The organism is Clostridium bowmanii (assembly GCF_018861315.1).
Taxonomy (GTDB): Bacteria; Bacillota; Clostridia; order Clostridiales; family Clostridiaceae; genus Clostridium_AD; species Clostridium_AD bowmanii.
Window position 1 is genome coordinate 102,275 of record NZ_JAHLDL010000002.1, and the last position, 17,520, is coordinate 119,794.

Genomic DNA, 17,520 nt, shown 5'->3' on the forward strand with positions numbered 1-17,520 from the left:
AATAAAAGCTTCACTTCTAATCTCTGGAAGGGGATTATAAGTAAAGAACTGGATTCCTAACTGGATAACCTATGGAATAACATTAAAAAAAGCTGGTTTCCAAACAATCTAAATAAAAATATGAAACCTAAGCACTAAACTATTAGCAGTATATATAATGGGTGCTAAAAACCACAGATATATTACATTCTGTGGTCTTTGTATTCTTATATTAAATTTAAATTTATATCTAGATACTTCTTCCCAATTCATAACCACTCCAAATTGCATTCATAATATTATGAACTTCTCTAGAATCTCCTATGTTATAAAGTACCTTTTCACCAGCATTAAGACTATTATATAAATCATTCTTTTGACGGTAACCCACAGCGGTAATAACTGTATCAGCTGAAATTTCTGCTTGACCTTCTGCATTATTTATAACTACTGAATGTTTATTTACTTTTTCAACTTTTGTATTTTTATAAACATCTACATTATTAAATGCTAAAAGCTCAACTAACATTGAATAATTCATCATAGGCATTCCATGAGGTCCACCTAAAATATCACTTTGCATTTCAACTACACTTACTTTTTTACCCATCTGTGCTAACCATAAGGCAGCCTCACAGCCTACAAGTCCTCCACCAACAACAACTATTTTATTGCCTGCCTTGGATACATCTAGTAACACATCATTTGCAGTATATACATTATTTTCGCTTCCAAAATTAATATTAATTGGAGATGAACCAGTTGCAACTACAATTATATCGGCATCAAAGCTTTCAACATATGCTTTATCTACTGGTGTATTCATTATAACATTTATACTAAGTTTTTCTAATTGGTATTCGTACCATTTAATTAATTCTCTGTCATCAGTTTTAAAATCTGGAACAGAACCTGGAATAATATTTCCGCCTAGTTTACTGGATTTTTCAACTATGGTTACTTTATGACCACGAATTGTTGCCGTACGTGCGCATTCCATACCTGCAAGTCCACCACCAATTACTAATACTTTCTTTGGCGAATCAGTACTTACTAACCCATATTTTTTTTCTCTTCCACAAGCAGGATTAACTGCGCAGGACAATGGAGACCCTGTGGCAATTCTTCCCATACATCCATCGTGACAAGAAAGGCAAGGACGAATATCTTTAAAATTGCCTGTACGAATTTTCTCTGGAAGATAAGGATCTGCAAGAAGTGGTCGTCCATATGATACTATATCACAACAACCATTAAGTGCATCCATTGCAATATCAGGATTATCTAATCTACCTGCAAGTATAACAGGTACATCAACTGCTTTTTTTACAGCTCTTCCAAATTCACGATACATTCCCTTTTCAAAGTACATTGGTGGGTGATTCCAGTACCACGAATCATAAGTTCCTGCATCAACATTTAGCATATCATACCCAGCTTCTACTAAAATCTTTGCAGCTTCTAGACCTTCTTCTAAATCTTTTCCTTGTTCTTTTGCTTCTTCTCCAGGTAATATACCCTGGCGAAGAGCTTTTATAAAGGATTTAACACTAAAGCGCAAAGATACTGGGAAGTCTTCACCACAAGCTTTTTTCACACCTTTTACAACATCAGTTGCGATTTTTAATCTTGCCCTTAAATCTCCGCCGTATTCATCGGTACGTTTATTATAAAAACTGATGGCAAATTGATCAAGTAAGTATCCTTCATGTACTGCATGGATTTCAACACCATCAAAACCGCCTTGTTTAGCAATTGCAGCAGATTTTATAAAATTATTAATTAAAACTTGAATCTCTTCAGTTGTCATTTCTCGATGAATTATACTTGGATCAAAACGATTTTCATTAATAGATGGAGCTATATGTTTTTTTACAAGTCCTGGAATTGCAGAACGACCTAACCCACCTGTAAGCTGTAACATTATTTTAGTATCATAAGCATGAATTCTTTCAATCATAGATGCCACAGAACTACAAAATAACGCAGGTCTGTATGTTGGACATGGCATTATCAGATCTTCCACTTCATTGTAATCTATGTTACAGATACCAGTAATAATTAACCCAGTACCACCTTTAGCACGTTCTACATAATAGTTTTGCGCATTTTCATTAAAACCACCGTTTGGGTCAGAATAAAAAACTAATCCCATTGGCGCCATGGAAATTCTATTTTTTAATTTAAGCTTTCCTATTGACAGTGGTTCAAAAAGTTTTTGATACTTGTTCACAAAAATCCCTCCTTAATGTTTAACAAAATCAGTTTGACGAATTGAATATGTTAAAATCTTAACACTTAAATTTATAAGAATCAAATCTAGAAATTTCAATGTAAACCTTTTCTGTACTATGATACGGTGAGAGGTCATCATATCGCATTATTCCTCATGTTATCAAATAATATTTACGAATTTTGGAGATGAAAATTACACTAAAATCATTCTTACAAATATAGTAATCTCAATATATCACATAGAAAAACAAATCATAATATAATAAAAATAAAGGAGCCAATTTAAGATTCATTTAAAAACTGTTTAAATCCTATTTTATTATCAAGAATGTAACATATAGTTATAACAGTTTTCTAATAGGTATTTGTATTTCAGATACATATTCATTTTCAGAATCTGAAAAGTCATAATCTACTATATTTTTTTCTATAGAGTCTCCCAATATTTCGTATCCGTTTTCTTCAATCCATCCAATAAGAACGGTATAGTAATTTTCGATATCTTTATAGGGTCCTAAAAAAACAACACAAGCAAACTCATTTTCTGGAATCGTTATCAAATCCAACTCTATTATATTTTCAGTTGACAAGATTTCGATGAAATATTTAAATTTATTGAAATTTCCACTTGTCATGTTTTCTCTTGAAAGAGAAGTGTATACTTGACCTTCAATAAGCCAGGAACTGAGCTTTAAATATTTTTCGTTTTTTTTAACGGATTCTTTAAGTTCGTACTCGTTTTTGCTATCTTTAATGTCTAAAACCACTCCAATTCTTTCAGGCAAGCGCTTTATCTTTACAATATTCAGCTCATGTTTTATATTTCCGAGTAGCTCAAGTTTTGTATTTATTTTGTTTTTTAAATTGACTAACTTATTTATTTTTACATCAATTTCCTCTTCTTTATTTTTTAGTAAGGTCATTAAGTTATTTGTATTTTTATTATTCATATATTTTTTAATATCCTGTAATGAAATATCAAGATTTTTAAAAAATAGGATTCTGCTTAGTTTGAAAAAATTCCGAACACTATAGAATCTGTATTTATTTACAACATCACAATTAGGTTTTAAAAGATCAATTTTGTCATAATGCCTTAAGGTATCTGTGCTTATATTAAAAAGCTTGGCTAATTCTCCAATTAAAAAAGTATCCTTCATAATGTTTGTCACTTCCATTCTATAAATATTAAACTATTTATCACTATTATTATAAACCACTAAGTAACATTAAAGCTATTTAAAAATATGAATGTAACTTATTTACATTAGACCTGTTCTAAGGTTTATACTCTATTTTATAGAGTTTTACTTTTACTGGCGCAGTCATTTTAAAAAATGTTGTGCAAAAATAATTATATCTATTGACATTAGAGCTAGTCCAAGGTTTATGATTTGCTTAGATGAATTTTAAAGATTCTATCAATAAATAGTACAAAAGGGGAATACTATCATGAGCGGATATAACGCAGTATTAGCAAGAAATACGGAAAATGCTCCAAAAGGTATCGGTCCATATTCACAAACTGTAGCTTACTCTCATTACAATAATCTTTCAGCTCAATTACCAATCGATTCAAAATCTGGAGAATTGGTAGCTGGTGGGGTAAAAGAGCAGGCGAAGCAGTGCTTTAAAAATATCAAGGCAATTGTAGAAAGCATCGACCATGTTATGAACGATGTTGTTAGAATCACTGTATTTGTTGTGAATATCAAAGATATTGACGCTGTAGACGAAGTTTATAAAACATTCTTCACAAGCTATGTTCCTACAAGGACGGTAGTCGCAGTTGCAGCTTTGCCTATGGATGCTTTGGTGCAAATTGATGCACTTGTTACAAATGGTGAAGGTACAATTCCAAACGCACCACAATCAGGAGACCTTATAAAGCTTACAAATAACACAGCTAATGCGCCAACAAGTGCTCTATCTACGCAAGCTGTAGCTTTTTCTCATTACAATAATATTTCAGCACAATTACCTATCGATGCAAAATCTGGTAGATTGGTAGTGGGCGGTGTAAAAGAGCAAGCTGGACAGTGCTTAAAGAATATTAAGGCAATTTTAGAAAGTATCGATGTTCCTTTTGACGATATTGTTAAAATTAACATCTTCCTTAAAAACTTCTCGGATATTGAAGCCGTAAATGAAGTTTATACAACATTTTTCCCAGACTCCGCTATCGCAAGAGCCGTAGCTTATGTACCTGCACGGACAACAGTTGCAGTTTCAGCGCTGCCAATGGATGCTTTGGTACAAATTGAAGCAGTGGTGTCACACGGAGATGGTACACCACCACAACTTGTTGAAGACAGACATGGACTAATTATAGAAGCAAACAATACGAAAAATGCACCAAAAAGTTCTCTATCTACACAAACTGTAGCTTTTTCTCATTACAATCATATTTCAGCTCAATTGCCAATCGATCCAAAAACTTTTGATATGGTAGCTGGTGGTGTAAAAGAGCAGGCTTACCAGTGCTTAAAAAATATCAAGGCAATTATAGAAAGTGTGGACCACGCTATGGATGATGTGGTTAAAGTGAATATCTTCCTTAAAAATATTGTAGATATTGATGCTGTTGACGAAGTTTACGCAACATTCTTCCCAGGCGGTGTTCCTGCACGAACAGTGGTTGGAGTATCAGTTTTACCTAACGATGCTTTAGTCCAAATCGATGCAGTTGTAGCAAATGCTGAAGGAACACCTCCACAAGCATAATAGGCATTTGTTTGTAAATACAGGAACTATCAAAGTTACTTGTTAATAATGACGGTGAATGCGAAATCGCATATCCTTATCATAAACAGAAGCTGTCTAAATGAAAATTGAGACAGCTTCTGTTTTTTTAATAGAGCAGATGAAAAAACATTGAGATTTTAGCTGATTACAGCAGAGATCTTGATGCTTTTTTAGTTTCCGGGCATAACAAAAAAACTGGGTAAGGTCATCATACTCGTTACAACAACAGTCCACATCATTGTACTATAATTATACTAGCGAAGAAGCTAGGGTTAACAGTTATAGGAGAAGGGGTTGAAACAAAGGAGCAATTGGATTATTTAAAGAAACATGGCTGTGATATGTTTCAGGGATATCTTGTATCTAAACCAGTTCAAGAAGTAGAAATAAATAAGTTGCTTAAAATAGTATAGTACGTTGCATCTATTTAGCAAGAAGAAACTGTTTCCAGTTTGTTCTATTTACTTCCATTGTGTTACATTCAGAATATCAATATACACTTAAAGCAAGTCCCCCCCCCCATATCATATGATATGGGGGGGACTTGATACGACATAAACTAAAAATTCGAAATCACTCTAATTAGTTTAAATCATATATATAAGATAACATAGTTAATTATCTAAACTCCATTTTCCTATTTTTAATACAGACAATTATACCAATATAAAGGCAAGCCATAATAACAATTAAGTACACTGGTGCAAATTCAAATCCATTGATTAGAAGAAATACATAATAAATTAAAATGATAATTTTTATGATATAGGCTATTATCGCAGAATAATAAGAATATTTCCGTTTTGACAACAGACTGACACCTATGCAAATAGTTATAATTCCTATAATTAAATTAATTAAACTAATTAAATGTAAATTATCATTAGGATGTGTTGTAAAAGCAGTTTAAATACCTTCAAATATAATTAATATTGATATTCTTTTCATAGTTACCTCCGCATATAGTATTTCAATTATTGAGGTTTATTTAATCAATTCGTAAAAACATTTGTTGCGTCATCTGAATCCAAACCTATTCAAATAACGAACTCTGGCTATATTTATTTAATGATACTTATTCTATATTTTTTTGAGGTTACTACACTCCTTAGAATTACGCTCTTAAAAAAAGAGGTGAAATATAGCAAAAATAATCATGATTGCAACAATTACAAAGGAAACTATATTTAGTAATCCTCTATGGCTACTAACCACTTTTCTTTGCCTAAATGCCAAAAGAATAATAGCTATAAGACCTACAATAATGACTGTAGTAGACGAAATATTACTCATATATGTACTCCTTTATAATATTATTGTGATTCAACTATCTAAGCTATAGCGGTGATTTGATTTTCCATGTATTACTGTGAAGATTAACTTAATTATACTATTAATAATGAATATCTCATATAAAAAAATTCACAAATTTAATTGAGTAAGAGGCATTCAATATAATATGTAAATATCTTTTGGTACTTTTATCTTTTGGTACTTTTATCTTTTAATACTTTTATTATTTTTAAAGCATTATGAATCAATGTAAATAAATTTAAAATACGAATGATTGAATAAACCGACAGTTACATAAAAGTCCATGCAATAAAAATACGAATGTACGTTTGCAATGTAACAATAATATGGTATAATACATATTATTGTTACATTATTAAAAATTGAAAAAAAATAAAACAACCGGGGGGAAGTTTAATGGAAAAACAAATTATAATAGATGAAATTATGAAATATAAGGATTTATTGGATGAAGGGATTATAACAAAAAAAGAGTTTACTATTAAGGAAGAAGAATTGTTAAGAAGAAAAACTAATAAATAAGTACAAAAAAAGGGAGCATAAAATTTGCTTCTTTTTTTATACTTATTTATAAAGTTAGTGTTTGTATAGAAACACAAACTTTAGCTATATTAATACAATTTTTATAGAGAGCAATGCAATCTTAAAGAGACTACCCCATTTTTAAATATAGATAGCGGTATAATTTATTTTAAATAAACCATTTTAAATTTATTCTATTGGCTATTTTTACTAAAATATAGAAATCATGTTATAATATACCTATAAGTATATATTTTAGATATATGATTTATACAGCTTTGTAATCTTAGACGAATCAAGTATATATCAGAACTATGAATTGGTTCTAATGTTTTGATAAAAAAAGATATTAACACAGTATTTACGAAAAGGGCGAGGTCTATGACATTTAGAAGCGTAATAATAACACTCATTATTGGAATATTAATGCTTATTCTATTAGGTTCATTTGTATATACCAATAATTTTAATGTTTTGTCATATTCTATATTGGGAATTTATTATTACTTTTTAGGATCTTCTCCATAACCATTCAACATAATAAACGATATATGTTATAGTATTTCCTAAATATCAAATACTTGCATCAGCTACCTATGATCCATTTGTATAGAAAGATAACGTTTTTTATGTTATATGGTAGATATCGGTTTGAACTGAAAAATTGTCATATGGAATATATGGTACAATTAAAAAATAAGTTAATTGGAATTTGTAGAATATTGGACGAAAATTTAGAAGGAGAATAATGATTATGGAATCAACTATATCTCCAATTATAATAGGAATTTTAGGCTGCATTTTAACAATAATCTTAGGTTATATAGCCAATAAAGAGGATGAAAAAGAAAATAAAAATTGATACGTAAATTCATAAACTATGGATTAAATAATTAGTGTGATTGAAAGAAATTTCGATCATGGATAAAACTGAAACAATGAGGTATAAGCTAATTATAGGAGTAAACAAAAGTCATGAATATTTCCAATTCATGATATGATTTTTAACTGATTATTTATGCTAGGTCAGGTGTAGATAACCTGTTTATTTTTGTGTTTAGTAGTATAATTAGGTAAATGTTTTGTTTCATAGTCGTTGTAAATTTAGGAGATTATTTTATTTGGGGGTAGTAAGTTGAAAAATTTTAATGTTATTAAGACAGTAATTTCAGTAATTAGTATTATATTGGTGGTTTTAAGCATTTGCAATATTATTAATAGAGGAATTTCAGTATCGATTGTAGTTACATTATTAGGTAGCATGAGTATATTAGATGGGTATTCCTCATATATTAAGAATAAAAAAAGAGAAGCAACTTTTTTATTCTTATGTGGATTATTTATGATCTTTATTTCTATATTTACAAAATTTTTTAGGAATGTATAAGTAAAATTTTTAGAAACTTATATAATAAATTCTATTTATAAAAATTTAAAAGAGGCATTCAAGATAATATTATGTTGTATGTCTTTTATGGAATATATGTAATATTTAAAATTATGAGGTAATTAGAAATATGAGGAGGTACGCGTTTTGCGAGCACTACCCCTCATTTAGGTACTGGTGAAATAATTTTTTCAGGAGGTTTGTATTATTTTTATGAAAAAAAGTTTCATATTTAAGCTTATTGCTTCTATATTATTTGTTTTTACAGCATATTTACCAAATAATAGCATTATAAAAATAGTTGCGTTAATAGTGTGGCTTATTGCAGTATTTTTAGAATCTATAAAGAAACTATGGTCTAAGTATAAAACCAAATGAAATGACACCACCCAAAAGTGATATAAAACACTTTATTCTACATTAAGCTCCTTTATTTATTTCTAACTTCTCGTCCTTATTATTGAAACCCCCTGATATTATTTCATGCTTGCTATTCTTTTCAATACACTCATATATATTAGCTATTGTATTACCTTTTACAAGTTCATTGTTAATATAATTTATTTGTGCCAGTATACTCATATTGTTAAACCTAATTCTATTAATAAAAACACCTCATTATTTTATAATATTTTATTAATTCTATATAAAATATAAAATTCATTCTAAACAAAAAATGTTTATCACAATTTTTATATTTTGTATTTATCTAATTATATCATGAAACATGGAAATTTTTTGTAATACTCTGACCTGGTTTTTAATGATATTTCTACAAATTTCAACAACATATTAATATAATTGAGGGTAATCAATTAAGATATATGCTTTAAAATTCTTGAAGGGAAATTTAAACAAAAAATAAAAAGGTAATACTACTAATAGATAATATTGAAGGTATAAGCAGAAAAAAAAGATTGCCATTTTTTCTACCATGCGCCTACACTTATTATTGCATCTAATAAGCCTGATTATGAAAATGCTATGGCAGACTGTTCGCTTGCATTAGAAAACCTTTTTTTAGCGGCGAATTCTATAGGATTAGGTACTTGCTATATTAATCAGTTACACTGGTTACGAAATGATTCCAAATTTCGTGAATTCCTTTTTGAATTAGGAATTCCAAAAGAACATACTATCTGTTCATCAGCTATAGTTGGATATATTGATACACCAACAATTGGACCATTACGAAAGGAAGGTACTATTAATATTATAAAATAGAGGCCTTAGTAATGATTATTTATTATGTCATGCAATATAATCTACTGTACAACTAATAACTTTAATATATGGAAAGGATGTGATCTTTATGCAATTTTTAGTTACTGCCTATGATGGAATTGACGAAAAAGCTATGGGAAGAAGACTTGCCGCTAGAGATGAGCACTTAGCGCTTGTGGAGTCTATGTTTAACCATGGAACACACTTGTTCGCAGCTGCTATAACGGATGATAATGATAAGATGATAGGTTCAGTTCTTATAGTTGACTCTCTGTCTAGAAGTCAGCTGGATGAATGGCTTAAAGTAGAACCATATGTACTTGGAAAGGTTTGGGATAAGATTGAGATTAAACCTTGCAAGGTAGGCCCAATGTTTACACGACCCCATTACAGAAATTGGTAACGCAGTGGACAAGTTCTGTTTGGCGCATACATTATTTTATGTATGTAGAAATAAACTCTTTTGACACTTTGGCGATTTTATCTGCGTTTGTCCAATGTAAATAATGATCCCCACTAAGAACTTCAATCTTTTGAATATCAGAGTTTGAAATTAATTGTTTATGAAGTGGCAACCATTTTTTATTGCTGTCCATCGAATCCGTTGATAAGAAGGATAAGATAGGTAATATATTTGGGTATTTTACATCATATAGTTCTTCTGTGTTTTTATTTACCATATTAAATTCATTTATCACAGATATATTGCCGCTGTTCCAAGCTGTTGCCATTTTTTCCATTTTAACTTGTTCAATAGAATAATAGTTGTTTTTGTTCATGCCATCGTCAACACTTGGCAAAAGGTATGTAATATCCCTTACAATTCCAAACGTATTAAGCAACGTCAGATTTGGTGACATATTAGCGTTTTTATCGATTTTTGTTTGATTCGGTGTAGATACGTCAATACAAATAATTGCCTCTACTTCTTTAGGGTAATTTACTGCATAGTACATAGAATATATACCCGATATAGAGTGGGGCATTAAAATGTATGGTCCATCAATTTTTAATTCGTTCAGTGCAGTTCTTATTTCTTTTACAATGTTAGCGCTAGAACGCTCCTCTTTTATCGTATCGCTAAAACCATATCCGAAACATTCAAGAATTACAACTTTATAATCATCACTTAATCTTTCTGCCAAAGGCATAAAATCTGTTATTGGTGAAGCGGTTCCTAATCCACTTAATAATACTATTGTTTTTTCTCCTGTGCCAGTCACATAAGCTTGCATATTTTTACCGTCTACATTTATCGTCTGACCAATTTTATATTTGTTCTTTTCAATTAATTTCATGATGTTATGAGTTACTGCTGAGATAATTACTAGTCCAACTATAATCCCAATAATCCCTAGGAGTACGTTTCTTGCTATTTTTAGTGCCTTTATCATATAATGTTCCTCCATTATTTATCTAATCCTATTTTATTATAAGTATAAGCAAAAGCTGCTGCAGCCATTATTACCCAAACCAAAATTACTGTTATGCTGTAGCTAAATCCAGTGCTAATTCCTTCACCTTTAAACAAATTTTGTAGAATAATATTCATATTGTAATTAGGCAACAATTTCGCTACTTTTGCTATTATTATATTGAAACTTGCAAACACTGGTATCATATAAAAAATCATAAGCACGGGTATACCAACCACTCCTGTGGCCATTTGATTAGGAGATATGATTCCAATTATTCCCCCAATTTCTATCATACTAAAAACTACTAAAGTAGTTAGTAATGTATATGCACCTAAATACTGAATGTTCATATTAAATATAAAAAATATTACTACATTTATAATTTCTGTTGTTACAAAGGTAATAAGCGCCTTCCCAGTAAAAAATTCTAGGGGTGATAACCCTGAAATCATAAGGGTTCGAAGAGCGTTTTTTTCTTTTTCTTCAGCAATAAGCATAGACATAACATAGCTAGATACAATTATAATATTCATACTTATACACGTGATTATCACATTAATCTTTTCTTCATTGTTACTCGATATATCCCTCCCAATCATCTTTGAAAAGATAATACTGAAGACAATTGGTAATATATACATAATCGATACATTCCTATTTTTGATTAAATCCTTTACTTCCTTCTTAAATAATGCATTTACTCTTCTTATTGAAAATTCCATTATAATTCCCTCCCTGTAAGGTTTAGAAATATTTTTTCTAAACTTGGCTCCATAGAATGAATTGCTATCAATTGACCATTTTCCATCCAATCTTTAATTTTCAAAGCACTTTCTGCATCATTCTTAAGCATAATTACTTTGCTTCTATCTTTTAAGATCACCTTTATATCTTCAGTGGTATATTTCAACTTTAAGTCTTTAGGATTTCCTATTTCCACTATTTCACCATCATTTAAAAAGGCTACTCTATTACAAAGTTTATCTGCTTCCTCCATATTGTGGGTAGTCAAAAATATGGTAGTTCCTTCATCATTAAGCTTTCTAAGTAACTTGTGAACCTCTAGAGTTGTACCTGGATCTAATGAAGAGCTAGGCTCATCTAGAAATAGCAATTTAGGTTTATGTAGCACTGCTCTAGCTATCATAAGCCTCTGCTTCATGCCTTTAGAAAGTTTCTTCGCTTCTTTTTTTATATCCTGGATCATACCTACCTTATCTAGTATTTCCTCAACATTTCCCCTTCTAACACCGTATATATCTGCATATAACATCAGATTATCTCTAACCGATAGTCTATCATATATTCCACTATTATCAGACAACACTCCAATGTTTTTAAAGATTTCTTTTTTATTAGCATATACGTCTTTACAAAACACTTTAACATCACCACTAGTTGGTATTAGTTGAGAGGTTAATAGTTTAATAGTGGTAGTTTTCCCTGAACCACTTGGTCCTAAAAACCCAAAATTTCACCTTCCTCCACCTTAAAAGTTACATTTTTTAAAGCCTTGGTATCTTTAAAATCTTTGACTACATTTTCCATAGAAATAATATTTCCCAATTTTAAAACTCCCTTCTGTTTTTCCATAATTCAATTATTACAGAAATTCAAAGAATGTATTTACGTACCCCCGGAAATTTTAATGTGGATTTTTAAAATGTCTAAGTTTTGCTACAATTTCAATATCTGAAAGTGATATTTATGATTAAACATAACAAAATTGACTTGTCTATTTATGACAAGCCGATTTTATTATTAATTTTTATAGACTTCGTACGATTATATGCTATTCCTAAAATTAAGGATGATATTAGCTCAATGGTAAATACTACACTTACTTTCCAGTTTAAATTTAGCTGCAAGGCTCCATTATTGCCCGTATATAAAGCTAACCCAATACAATCATTAAACCATGCATGACTTAATACGCACAGAAATATGTTCTTAGTGTATTTATAAAGAGTTGTAGAGCTGAAAGTTAAAATCATTCCAGATAATAAATATAATACAAATGGGAATCCACTTTGTACGGTCCCTTTCATTAGCCATAATGGTAAATGCCATATGCCCCATATAACTCCTACAATAAGAACGGAAGGTAAATAGTTAAATACCTTTTCTAATTTAGGTTGCAAAATTCCACGCCAACCCAATTCCTCAAGTCCTCCTAAAGGTATAATAAGTGGTAAATTAATGAGCAGAGATAGAATTGAAATAGGCCTTTTAATTTCAAAGGCAAACAAAATCATAAAGAAACGCCAAATAAAATATAATCCAAATATCAACCATATTCTTAAATTTATTTTTTTACCGAAAACAAATTTAACAAAAGACCTTTTATCAAACTCTTCATTGAACTGTCGATAAATATAAGAACTAATGGCTGGTCCCAAACCTCCAATTATGTAAATTATCCAACTTAATGGTTCACCATACCAAAGAACATTAAAATATCTATTCCCTATTATAATAATTGACCAACATAACCATGTTATAGAAAAAGTGTAAAGTAGAAAAAGTCCGATTAGCTTTAGCGATTGCTTCTTTTGGTTCATATTTTCATGCCTCCTTAATTCTCCACAATATTCTATAAGTATTTACTTAGGTGGCTGACACGATTCCATCCATCACAGAAATTGGTAACGTAATGAAGAAATTCTGTTTACTAATCATGTCAGGTTCACAGATTGCAACCATCTGGATGCTAAAGAAAGAGCAACATTTCTGTTGCTCTTTTATATTATCCTAAAATTTTATATAATTTTTATAAATATATCCCTGAGCTTTTTCCGTAACATATTTTATACCAATCTCCTACTTCTCCAATTATTTTTACAGAATAATTATATTTTAGTAATCCTAACTTGGAAGAATTTAAATTATTTGAACTTCTAACTTTTAAACAAGATTTTGCAGTTACAAATCCAGCTTTTATATGTGAAGGTTTTACTACAGGTTTTACTACGGGCTTAACTATAGGTTTAACTATAGGTTTAATGTCTACTACTTTGCCTGCTTTAACATATGCCTCAAATTTAGTTATTACCTCACTTGGTACATATATATCTTCAGCATTATAAGTTTTAGCATCTTTAGTAATTAAAATACTTATATCATCAAATTTAACTTTTGTTGTATCAAATACTCCATTATCAGTAAATCCATTAAGTTTTAAAGTGTGTCCTGATTTACTAATATTTATTACTGGATTATCTAAATCATTCGTATCTACAGATACAGTTGCACCGAATTTTTCAAATTCATTTTTTGCATTTTTAAATAATTTGTCTGTCATTGAAGATAAATCAAAACCTGCTACTTTTTCTATATATGCAGCAACATCTATATTATCTACAAGCCCTGTTATTTTTTCAATTCCTGCAGGAGCATAACAGTATAATCCAACATCGCCAGCTGTATGATTGTTAGTTGACCAACCTATACCAACGATTTTGCTTATAACTGATTTTAGGTTACCAGCTTGAAATTCTGTAATTTGTTCTTTTGTTAAATTTTCTATATCGAAATATTCTTTTACTGTAGACTTTATAGTAGCTTCATCTTTACCTTTAAGCTCTGTTCCTATTAAGCCACTAGATGCTTTAGCATTAACTAGTTTTATAACTGTATCTTCAAAAGTAACTGAGGAATAATTTTTACCAATATTCTCACCAAGGCCAACCACACCAAGGCCAACCACACCAAGGCCAACCACACCAAGGCCAACCACACCAAGAGTACCACCACCACAACCATGATCAGATGCTGATATTACCACAGTATTTCCGTCTTTTTTAGCAAAATCTACTGCTGATTTTACTGCTTTATCATAAGCTACTGTTTCACTAACTATTTGAGTAGGATCGTTAGCATGTCCAGCCCAATCTATTTGACTTCCCTCAACCATTAAGAAGAATCCATCTTTATCTTTTGATAATGTATCTATAGCTTTATTTGTCATTTCTTCTATAGTTGGCTCTTCAGGAGTTAATCTCTCTCTATCAATGTCAGGAGACATTGCTTGTGGTGCAAACATACCCCAGAATTTAGAAGTTTTTGTTGAATTTAATTGGGTTTTATTGGTAACATATTCATAACCCATAGCTACTAATTCTTTTTTTAGGTCAATTCCATCTTTTCTATATTGAGTTTTGCCATCTGATGACATAGCTTCTGAACTTAATAGGCTATCTCCACCACCTAATACTACATCAAAATCTCCGTAAACCATTTGTTTCATTATAGAATTATATTGACTTCTATTTGCAGAGTGAGATGCATAATCAGCTGGTGTAGCATGTGTAGCTTCACATGTAACTACTATGCCAGTTGCTTTACCAGCCTCTCTTGCAGCCTCGAGTACAGTTGCTTTAGGAATATTTCCATCTTTTGTACTTAAAGTTCCAATATGCTTGTCCTCAGTTTTAAATCCAATAGAATAAGCAGTTCCACCTGGAGCAGAATCTGTAATAGGACCATCTTGCCAATGTGTTTGTACAAGTCCAGTTAATATGGAATCCATGTTTAAAGTATCGTTCCCTGCAATGCCATCTTTTTTTAAATCATAATATAATCTTGCAAGGGTAACCGTCTCAACACTACATCCGTCTGGTATCATCATTATTACATTTTTAGCTTTTTTTATTTGGGTTACTTCTTTGGCGCTAACAATGTTCGAAAAGCCCATTATTGGTTGTAATAGACCTACTGAAAATTGACTAACAATTATTGCGGTACAAGTTAATGCAGTAATTTTCATTCTAAATTTTAGCATAAATAATTCCACCTAATAATTTTATTAGAAATGTTTATACTTGAATAATAACAACCGCAAATTATGAATAAGTTATAAACATGTTAACTTAATGTTAATTATAATGATACCGCTAATGTAAAATATAGTCGAGTCAAAAATTTATTTTAAAATTAAACCTTATTATTCACATAAGCAATGCAGTAATTTTATGGGCCTTGGAGTTTTTTACAAGCTGAATAGGATTGACTATGTAAAAAATATATTCATGGCTATTTTAGTATGAAAAACAATACTTTATTAACTCGCCAATAATACAAGCTTAACAAACCACACCTATAATTAAATTATGCAATAATACTATTTGGATGGTGAAAAATAATGTATAAAAGATTAAGAAATTTAACTGTGTTTACGTTAATACTACAAATGACTGTATCTTTTTCTATTGGATATATTCAGCCCACATACGCAGTTGACGAGCCTATAGTGGAGACGAATATCAACTTAGTACCAGAAAAAAAATTTGATAATGACGGTAAATTTAAAATTGCTTTACTACCTGATACACAAGTATATGCGGTTCAATATCCAGAAATATTTAATGATCAAACTCAGTGGTTGGCGGATTTTTTTAAAAAAGATGATATAAAATTTGCAATGCATTTAGGAGATGTAGTCGACGGGGGAACAGAAGCTGAGTGGAAAAATGCAACAGCTGCAATGGATACTCTAGATAACAACAAGGTACCATACGGAGTAACTATTGGGAATCACGATTTATCAATTAATCGTCAGGATTTTGTTAAATACTTTGGTAAATCTAGAGCACAAGATAATCCTGGATATATTGAATGCTCTGACAACGAGATGAACAGTGTCTATACATTTGAGGCCGAAGGGCATAACTTTTTAGTTGTATTTTTGGACATTGATGCTACCAATGATGAACTTGCTTGGGCACAAACCGTGGTTGATAGATATCCCAATAATCCTACTATCGTTGTGACACATACACTTATTGGACCACAGAGAGAGATGGCTTCCAAGCCTTATACATACAAGCGTGCTGAGAATAACTCGCCAGAGCAGATATGGGAAAAATTCATTTCTAAAAACAATCAGATATTCATGACTGTCAACGGTCACGACCAAGGAGCTAATAATATTGTAAGAAATAACGATGCTGGATCAGAAGTCTATCAGTATTTAGTAGACTATCAGGGGAGTACAAAAGGTGGAAATGGTTTCTTACGAGTTATTGACTTCTTGTCCTTATTTTTTACTATATCTTCCCCAAAATAGACAGCAGCAGAGAAATTGCAAGGAAGTTGGATTTTAGAAATTGGGGAAATTGCAGGTATTAGAAAAGTTGATGAGGATACTTTAAAATCCTTTTTAACAAGGCAGGACGATAAATTTAGAGCAAGTTATGGACGAGTAGTGGAAGAACATCCAAGGCAGTGCATTATTGTAGGAACTACAAATCAAGAAGCAGGTTTTTTAAGAGACACCACAGGTGGTAGAAGATTTTGGCCTGTAAAGGTGGGCGGAATCTCTGAATCTAAACCTTGGGATATTTTTGCATCAGCAAATGGTAGCTTAGTTGGAAAGAAAGATGCTAAGATTGTTACTACGGATACTAGTACAGTTGAAGTAGCATAGGAAAAGGGAGCCAATAGAGTCGAAGAATAACAGATGTTCATAGACTTATTTATAGTATTGATAATGAAAATATCTATATTGTAAGTTGTAAAGGTCATTATTAAAATTAACAAAATAAGAACACACTACACTATAATCAAATAATCGAAAAGCCTAGGAATTATGCTAGGCTTTTCTTAATAGCTGAACGACTGAGCTCCAAAGTCTTGCTTTCATAACTACAGTCATTGATTCTGCACTTTTCTATGTTTTTAATACGTGCCATAAAAAAA

16 protein-coding genes and 3 pseudogenes are annotated in these 17,520 nt (G+C 30.8%); 10 read left to right on the forward strand and 9 right to left on the reverse strand.

The window, feature by feature from the left end:
• Positions 1 to 229: 229 nt before the first annotated feature.
• Both KPL51_RS01705 and KPL51_RS01710 read right to left on the reverse strand, forming a co-directional pair.
• Positions 230 to 2,212 carry an oxidoreductase gene (locus KPL51_RS01705; RefSeq protein WP_216156408.1) on the reverse strand — a complete coding sequence of 661 codons (1,983 nt, stop codon included), beginning with the start codon at positions 2,210 to 2,212 and terminating at the stop codon, positions 230 to 232.
• Positions 2,213 to 2,555: 343 nt separating this feature from the next.
• The gene (locus KPL51_RS01710) at positions 2,556 to 3,374 is read right to left on the reverse strand and encodes a GyrI-like domain-containing protein (protein WP_216156411.1); all 819 of its coding nucleotides are present in this window, start codon (positions 3,372 to 3,374) and stop codon (positions 2,556 to 2,558) included.
• A gap of 292 nt (positions 3,375 to 3,666) precedes the next feature.
• On the opposite strand from KPL51_RS01710, the gene KPL51_RS01715 reads away from it, so the two are divergent.
• Both KPL51_RS01715 and KPL51_RS23855 read left to right on the forward strand, forming a co-directional pair.
• The gene (locus tag KPL51_RS01715; protein WP_216156414.1) at positions 3,667 to 4,938 is read left to right on the forward strand and encodes a RidA family protein; all 1,272 of its coding nucleotides are present in this window, start codon (positions 3,667 to 3,669) and stop codon (positions 4,936 to 4,938) included.
• 272 nt (positions 4,939 to 5,210) lie between these two features.
• Positions 5,211 to 5,372, forward strand: coding sequence for an EAL domain-containing protein (locus KPL51_RS23855; protein ID WP_224853595.1), 162 nt, complete (start codon positions 5,211 to 5,213; stop codon positions 5,370 to 5,372).
• A 709-nt stretch (positions 5,373 to 6,081) separates the two neighbouring features.
• On the opposite strand, the gene KPL51_RS01725 is transcribed toward KPL51_RS23855, so the two are convergent.
• Entirely contained in the window at positions 6,082 to 6,252 is a 171-nt protein-coding gene (locus KPL51_RS01725) for a hypothetical protein (protein WP_216156418.1), read from the reverse strand.
• Positions 6,253 to 6,669: 417 nt separating this feature from the next.
• Here KPL51_RS01725 and KPL51_RS23860 point away from each other — a divergent pair, with 417 nt between their 5' ends.
• The 3 genes from KPL51_RS23860 (at position 6,670) to KPL51_RS01735 (ending at position 8,560) form a co-directional block, all read left to right on the forward strand.
• Positions 6,670 to 6,795, forward strand: coding sequence for a hypothetical protein (locus KPL51_RS23860; protein WP_263628168.1), 126 nt, complete (start codon positions 6,670 to 6,672; stop codon positions 6,793 to 6,795).
• 1,135 nt (positions 6,796 to 7,930) lie between these two features.
• The gene (locus KPL51_RS01730) at positions 7,931 to 8,182 is read left to right on the forward strand and encodes a DUF308 domain-containing protein (protein WP_216156421.1); all 252 of its coding nucleotides are present in this window, start codon (positions 7,931 to 7,933) and stop codon (positions 8,180 to 8,182) included.
• A 213-nt stretch (positions 8,183 to 8,395) separates the two neighbouring features.
• Positions 8,396 to 8,560: a hypothetical protein gene (locus KPL51_RS01735; RefSeq protein ID WP_216156424.1), complete on the forward strand. Its 165-nt coding sequence runs from the start codon at positions 8,396 to 8,398 to the stop codon at positions 8,558 to 8,560.
• A gap of 42 nt (positions 8,561 to 8,602) precedes the next feature.
• Here the strand turns inward: KPL51_RS01735 and KPL51_RS01740 are convergent, their stop codons facing one another.
• On the reverse strand, positions 8,603 to 8,764 hold the full coding sequence (locus KPL51_RS01740) for a hypothetical protein (protein WP_216156427.1): 162 nt from the start codon (positions 8,762 to 8,764) through the stop codon (positions 8,603 to 8,605).
• 339 nt (positions 8,765 to 9,103) lie between these two features.
• On the opposite strand from KPL51_RS01740, the pseudogene KPL51_RS01745 reads away from it, so the two are divergent.
• Together KPL51_RS01745 and KPL51_RS01750 are read left to right on the forward strand one after the other, a co-directional pair.
• Positions 9,104 to 9,406: pseudogene (locus KPL51_RS01745) on the forward strand (nitroreductase family protein); the annotation flags it as partial.
• 88 nt (positions 9,407 to 9,494) lie between these two features.
• Complete coding sequence (locus KPL51_RS01750) at positions 9,495 to 9,809, forward strand: YciI family protein (protein ID WP_216156430.1); 315 nt, start codon at positions 9,495 to 9,497, stop codon at positions 9,807 to 9,809.
• A gap of 31 nt (positions 9,810 to 9,840) precedes the next feature.
• Here the strand turns inward: KPL51_RS01750 and KPL51_RS01755 are convergent, their stop codons facing one another.
• The 5 genes and pseudogenes from KPL51_RS01755 to KPL51_RS01775 all read right to left on the reverse strand — a co-directional run bounded on the left by KPL51_RS01755 (position 9,841) and on the right by KPL51_RS01775 (position 15,604).
• Positions 9,841 to 10,800: an alpha/beta fold hydrolase gene (locus tag KPL51_RS01755; RefSeq protein ID WP_216156433.1), complete on the reverse strand. Its 960-nt coding sequence runs from the start codon at positions 10,798 to 10,800 to the stop codon at positions 9,841 to 9,843.
• A gap of 14 nt (positions 10,801 to 10,814) precedes the next feature.
• Positions 10,815 to 11,546, reverse strand: a complete 732-nt coding sequence (locus tag KPL51_RS01760) for an ABC transporter permease (RefSeq protein WP_216156436.1) — start codon at positions 11,544 to 11,546, stop codon at positions 10,815 to 10,817.
• A pseudogene (locus tag KPL51_RS01765) lies at positions 11,546 to 12,390 on the reverse strand (ABC transporter ATP-binding protein). The gene KPL51_RS01760 and the pseudogene KPL51_RS01765 overlap by 1 nt, the downstream one beginning before the upstream one ends.
• A gap of 173 nt (positions 12,391 to 12,563) precedes the next feature.
• Positions 12,564 to 13,385, reverse strand: a complete 822-nt coding sequence (locus KPL51_RS01770; protein WP_216156439.1) for a CPBP family intramembrane glutamic endopeptidase — start codon at positions 13,383 to 13,385, stop codon at positions 12,564 to 12,566.
• 209 nt (positions 13,386 to 13,594) lie between these two features.
• Complete coding sequence (locus KPL51_RS01775; RefSeq protein WP_216156442.1) at positions 13,595 to 15,604, reverse strand: alkaline phosphatase; 2,010 nt, start codon at positions 15,602 to 15,604, stop codon at positions 13,595 to 13,597.
• A 468-nt stretch (positions 15,605 to 16,072) separates the two neighbouring features.
• On the opposite strand from KPL51_RS01775, the gene KPL51_RS01780 reads away from it, so the two are divergent.
• The 3 genes and pseudogenes from KPL51_RS01780 to KPL51_RS23865 all read left to right on the forward strand — a co-directional run bounded on the left by KPL51_RS01780 (position 16,073) and on the right by KPL51_RS23865 (position 17,352).
• Positions 16,073 to 16,888: a metallophosphoesterase gene (locus KPL51_RS01780; RefSeq protein ID WP_216156445.1), complete on the forward strand. Its 816-nt coding sequence runs from the start codon at positions 16,073 to 16,075 to the stop codon at positions 16,886 to 16,888.
• Positions 16,889 to 17,164 (forward strand): annotated as a pseudogene (locus KPL51_RS01785) (VapE domain-containing protein); the annotation flags it as partial.
• Between the two features lie 110 nt (positions 17,165 to 17,274).
• The gene (locus KPL51_RS23865) at positions 17,275 to 17,352 is read left to right on the forward strand and encodes a type II toxin-antitoxin system RelE/ParE family toxin (RefSeq protein WP_216156766.1); all 78 of its coding nucleotides are present in this window, start codon (positions 17,275 to 17,277) and stop codon (positions 17,350 to 17,352) included.
• The last annotated feature ends 168 nt before the right edge of the window (positions 17,353 to 17,520 follow it).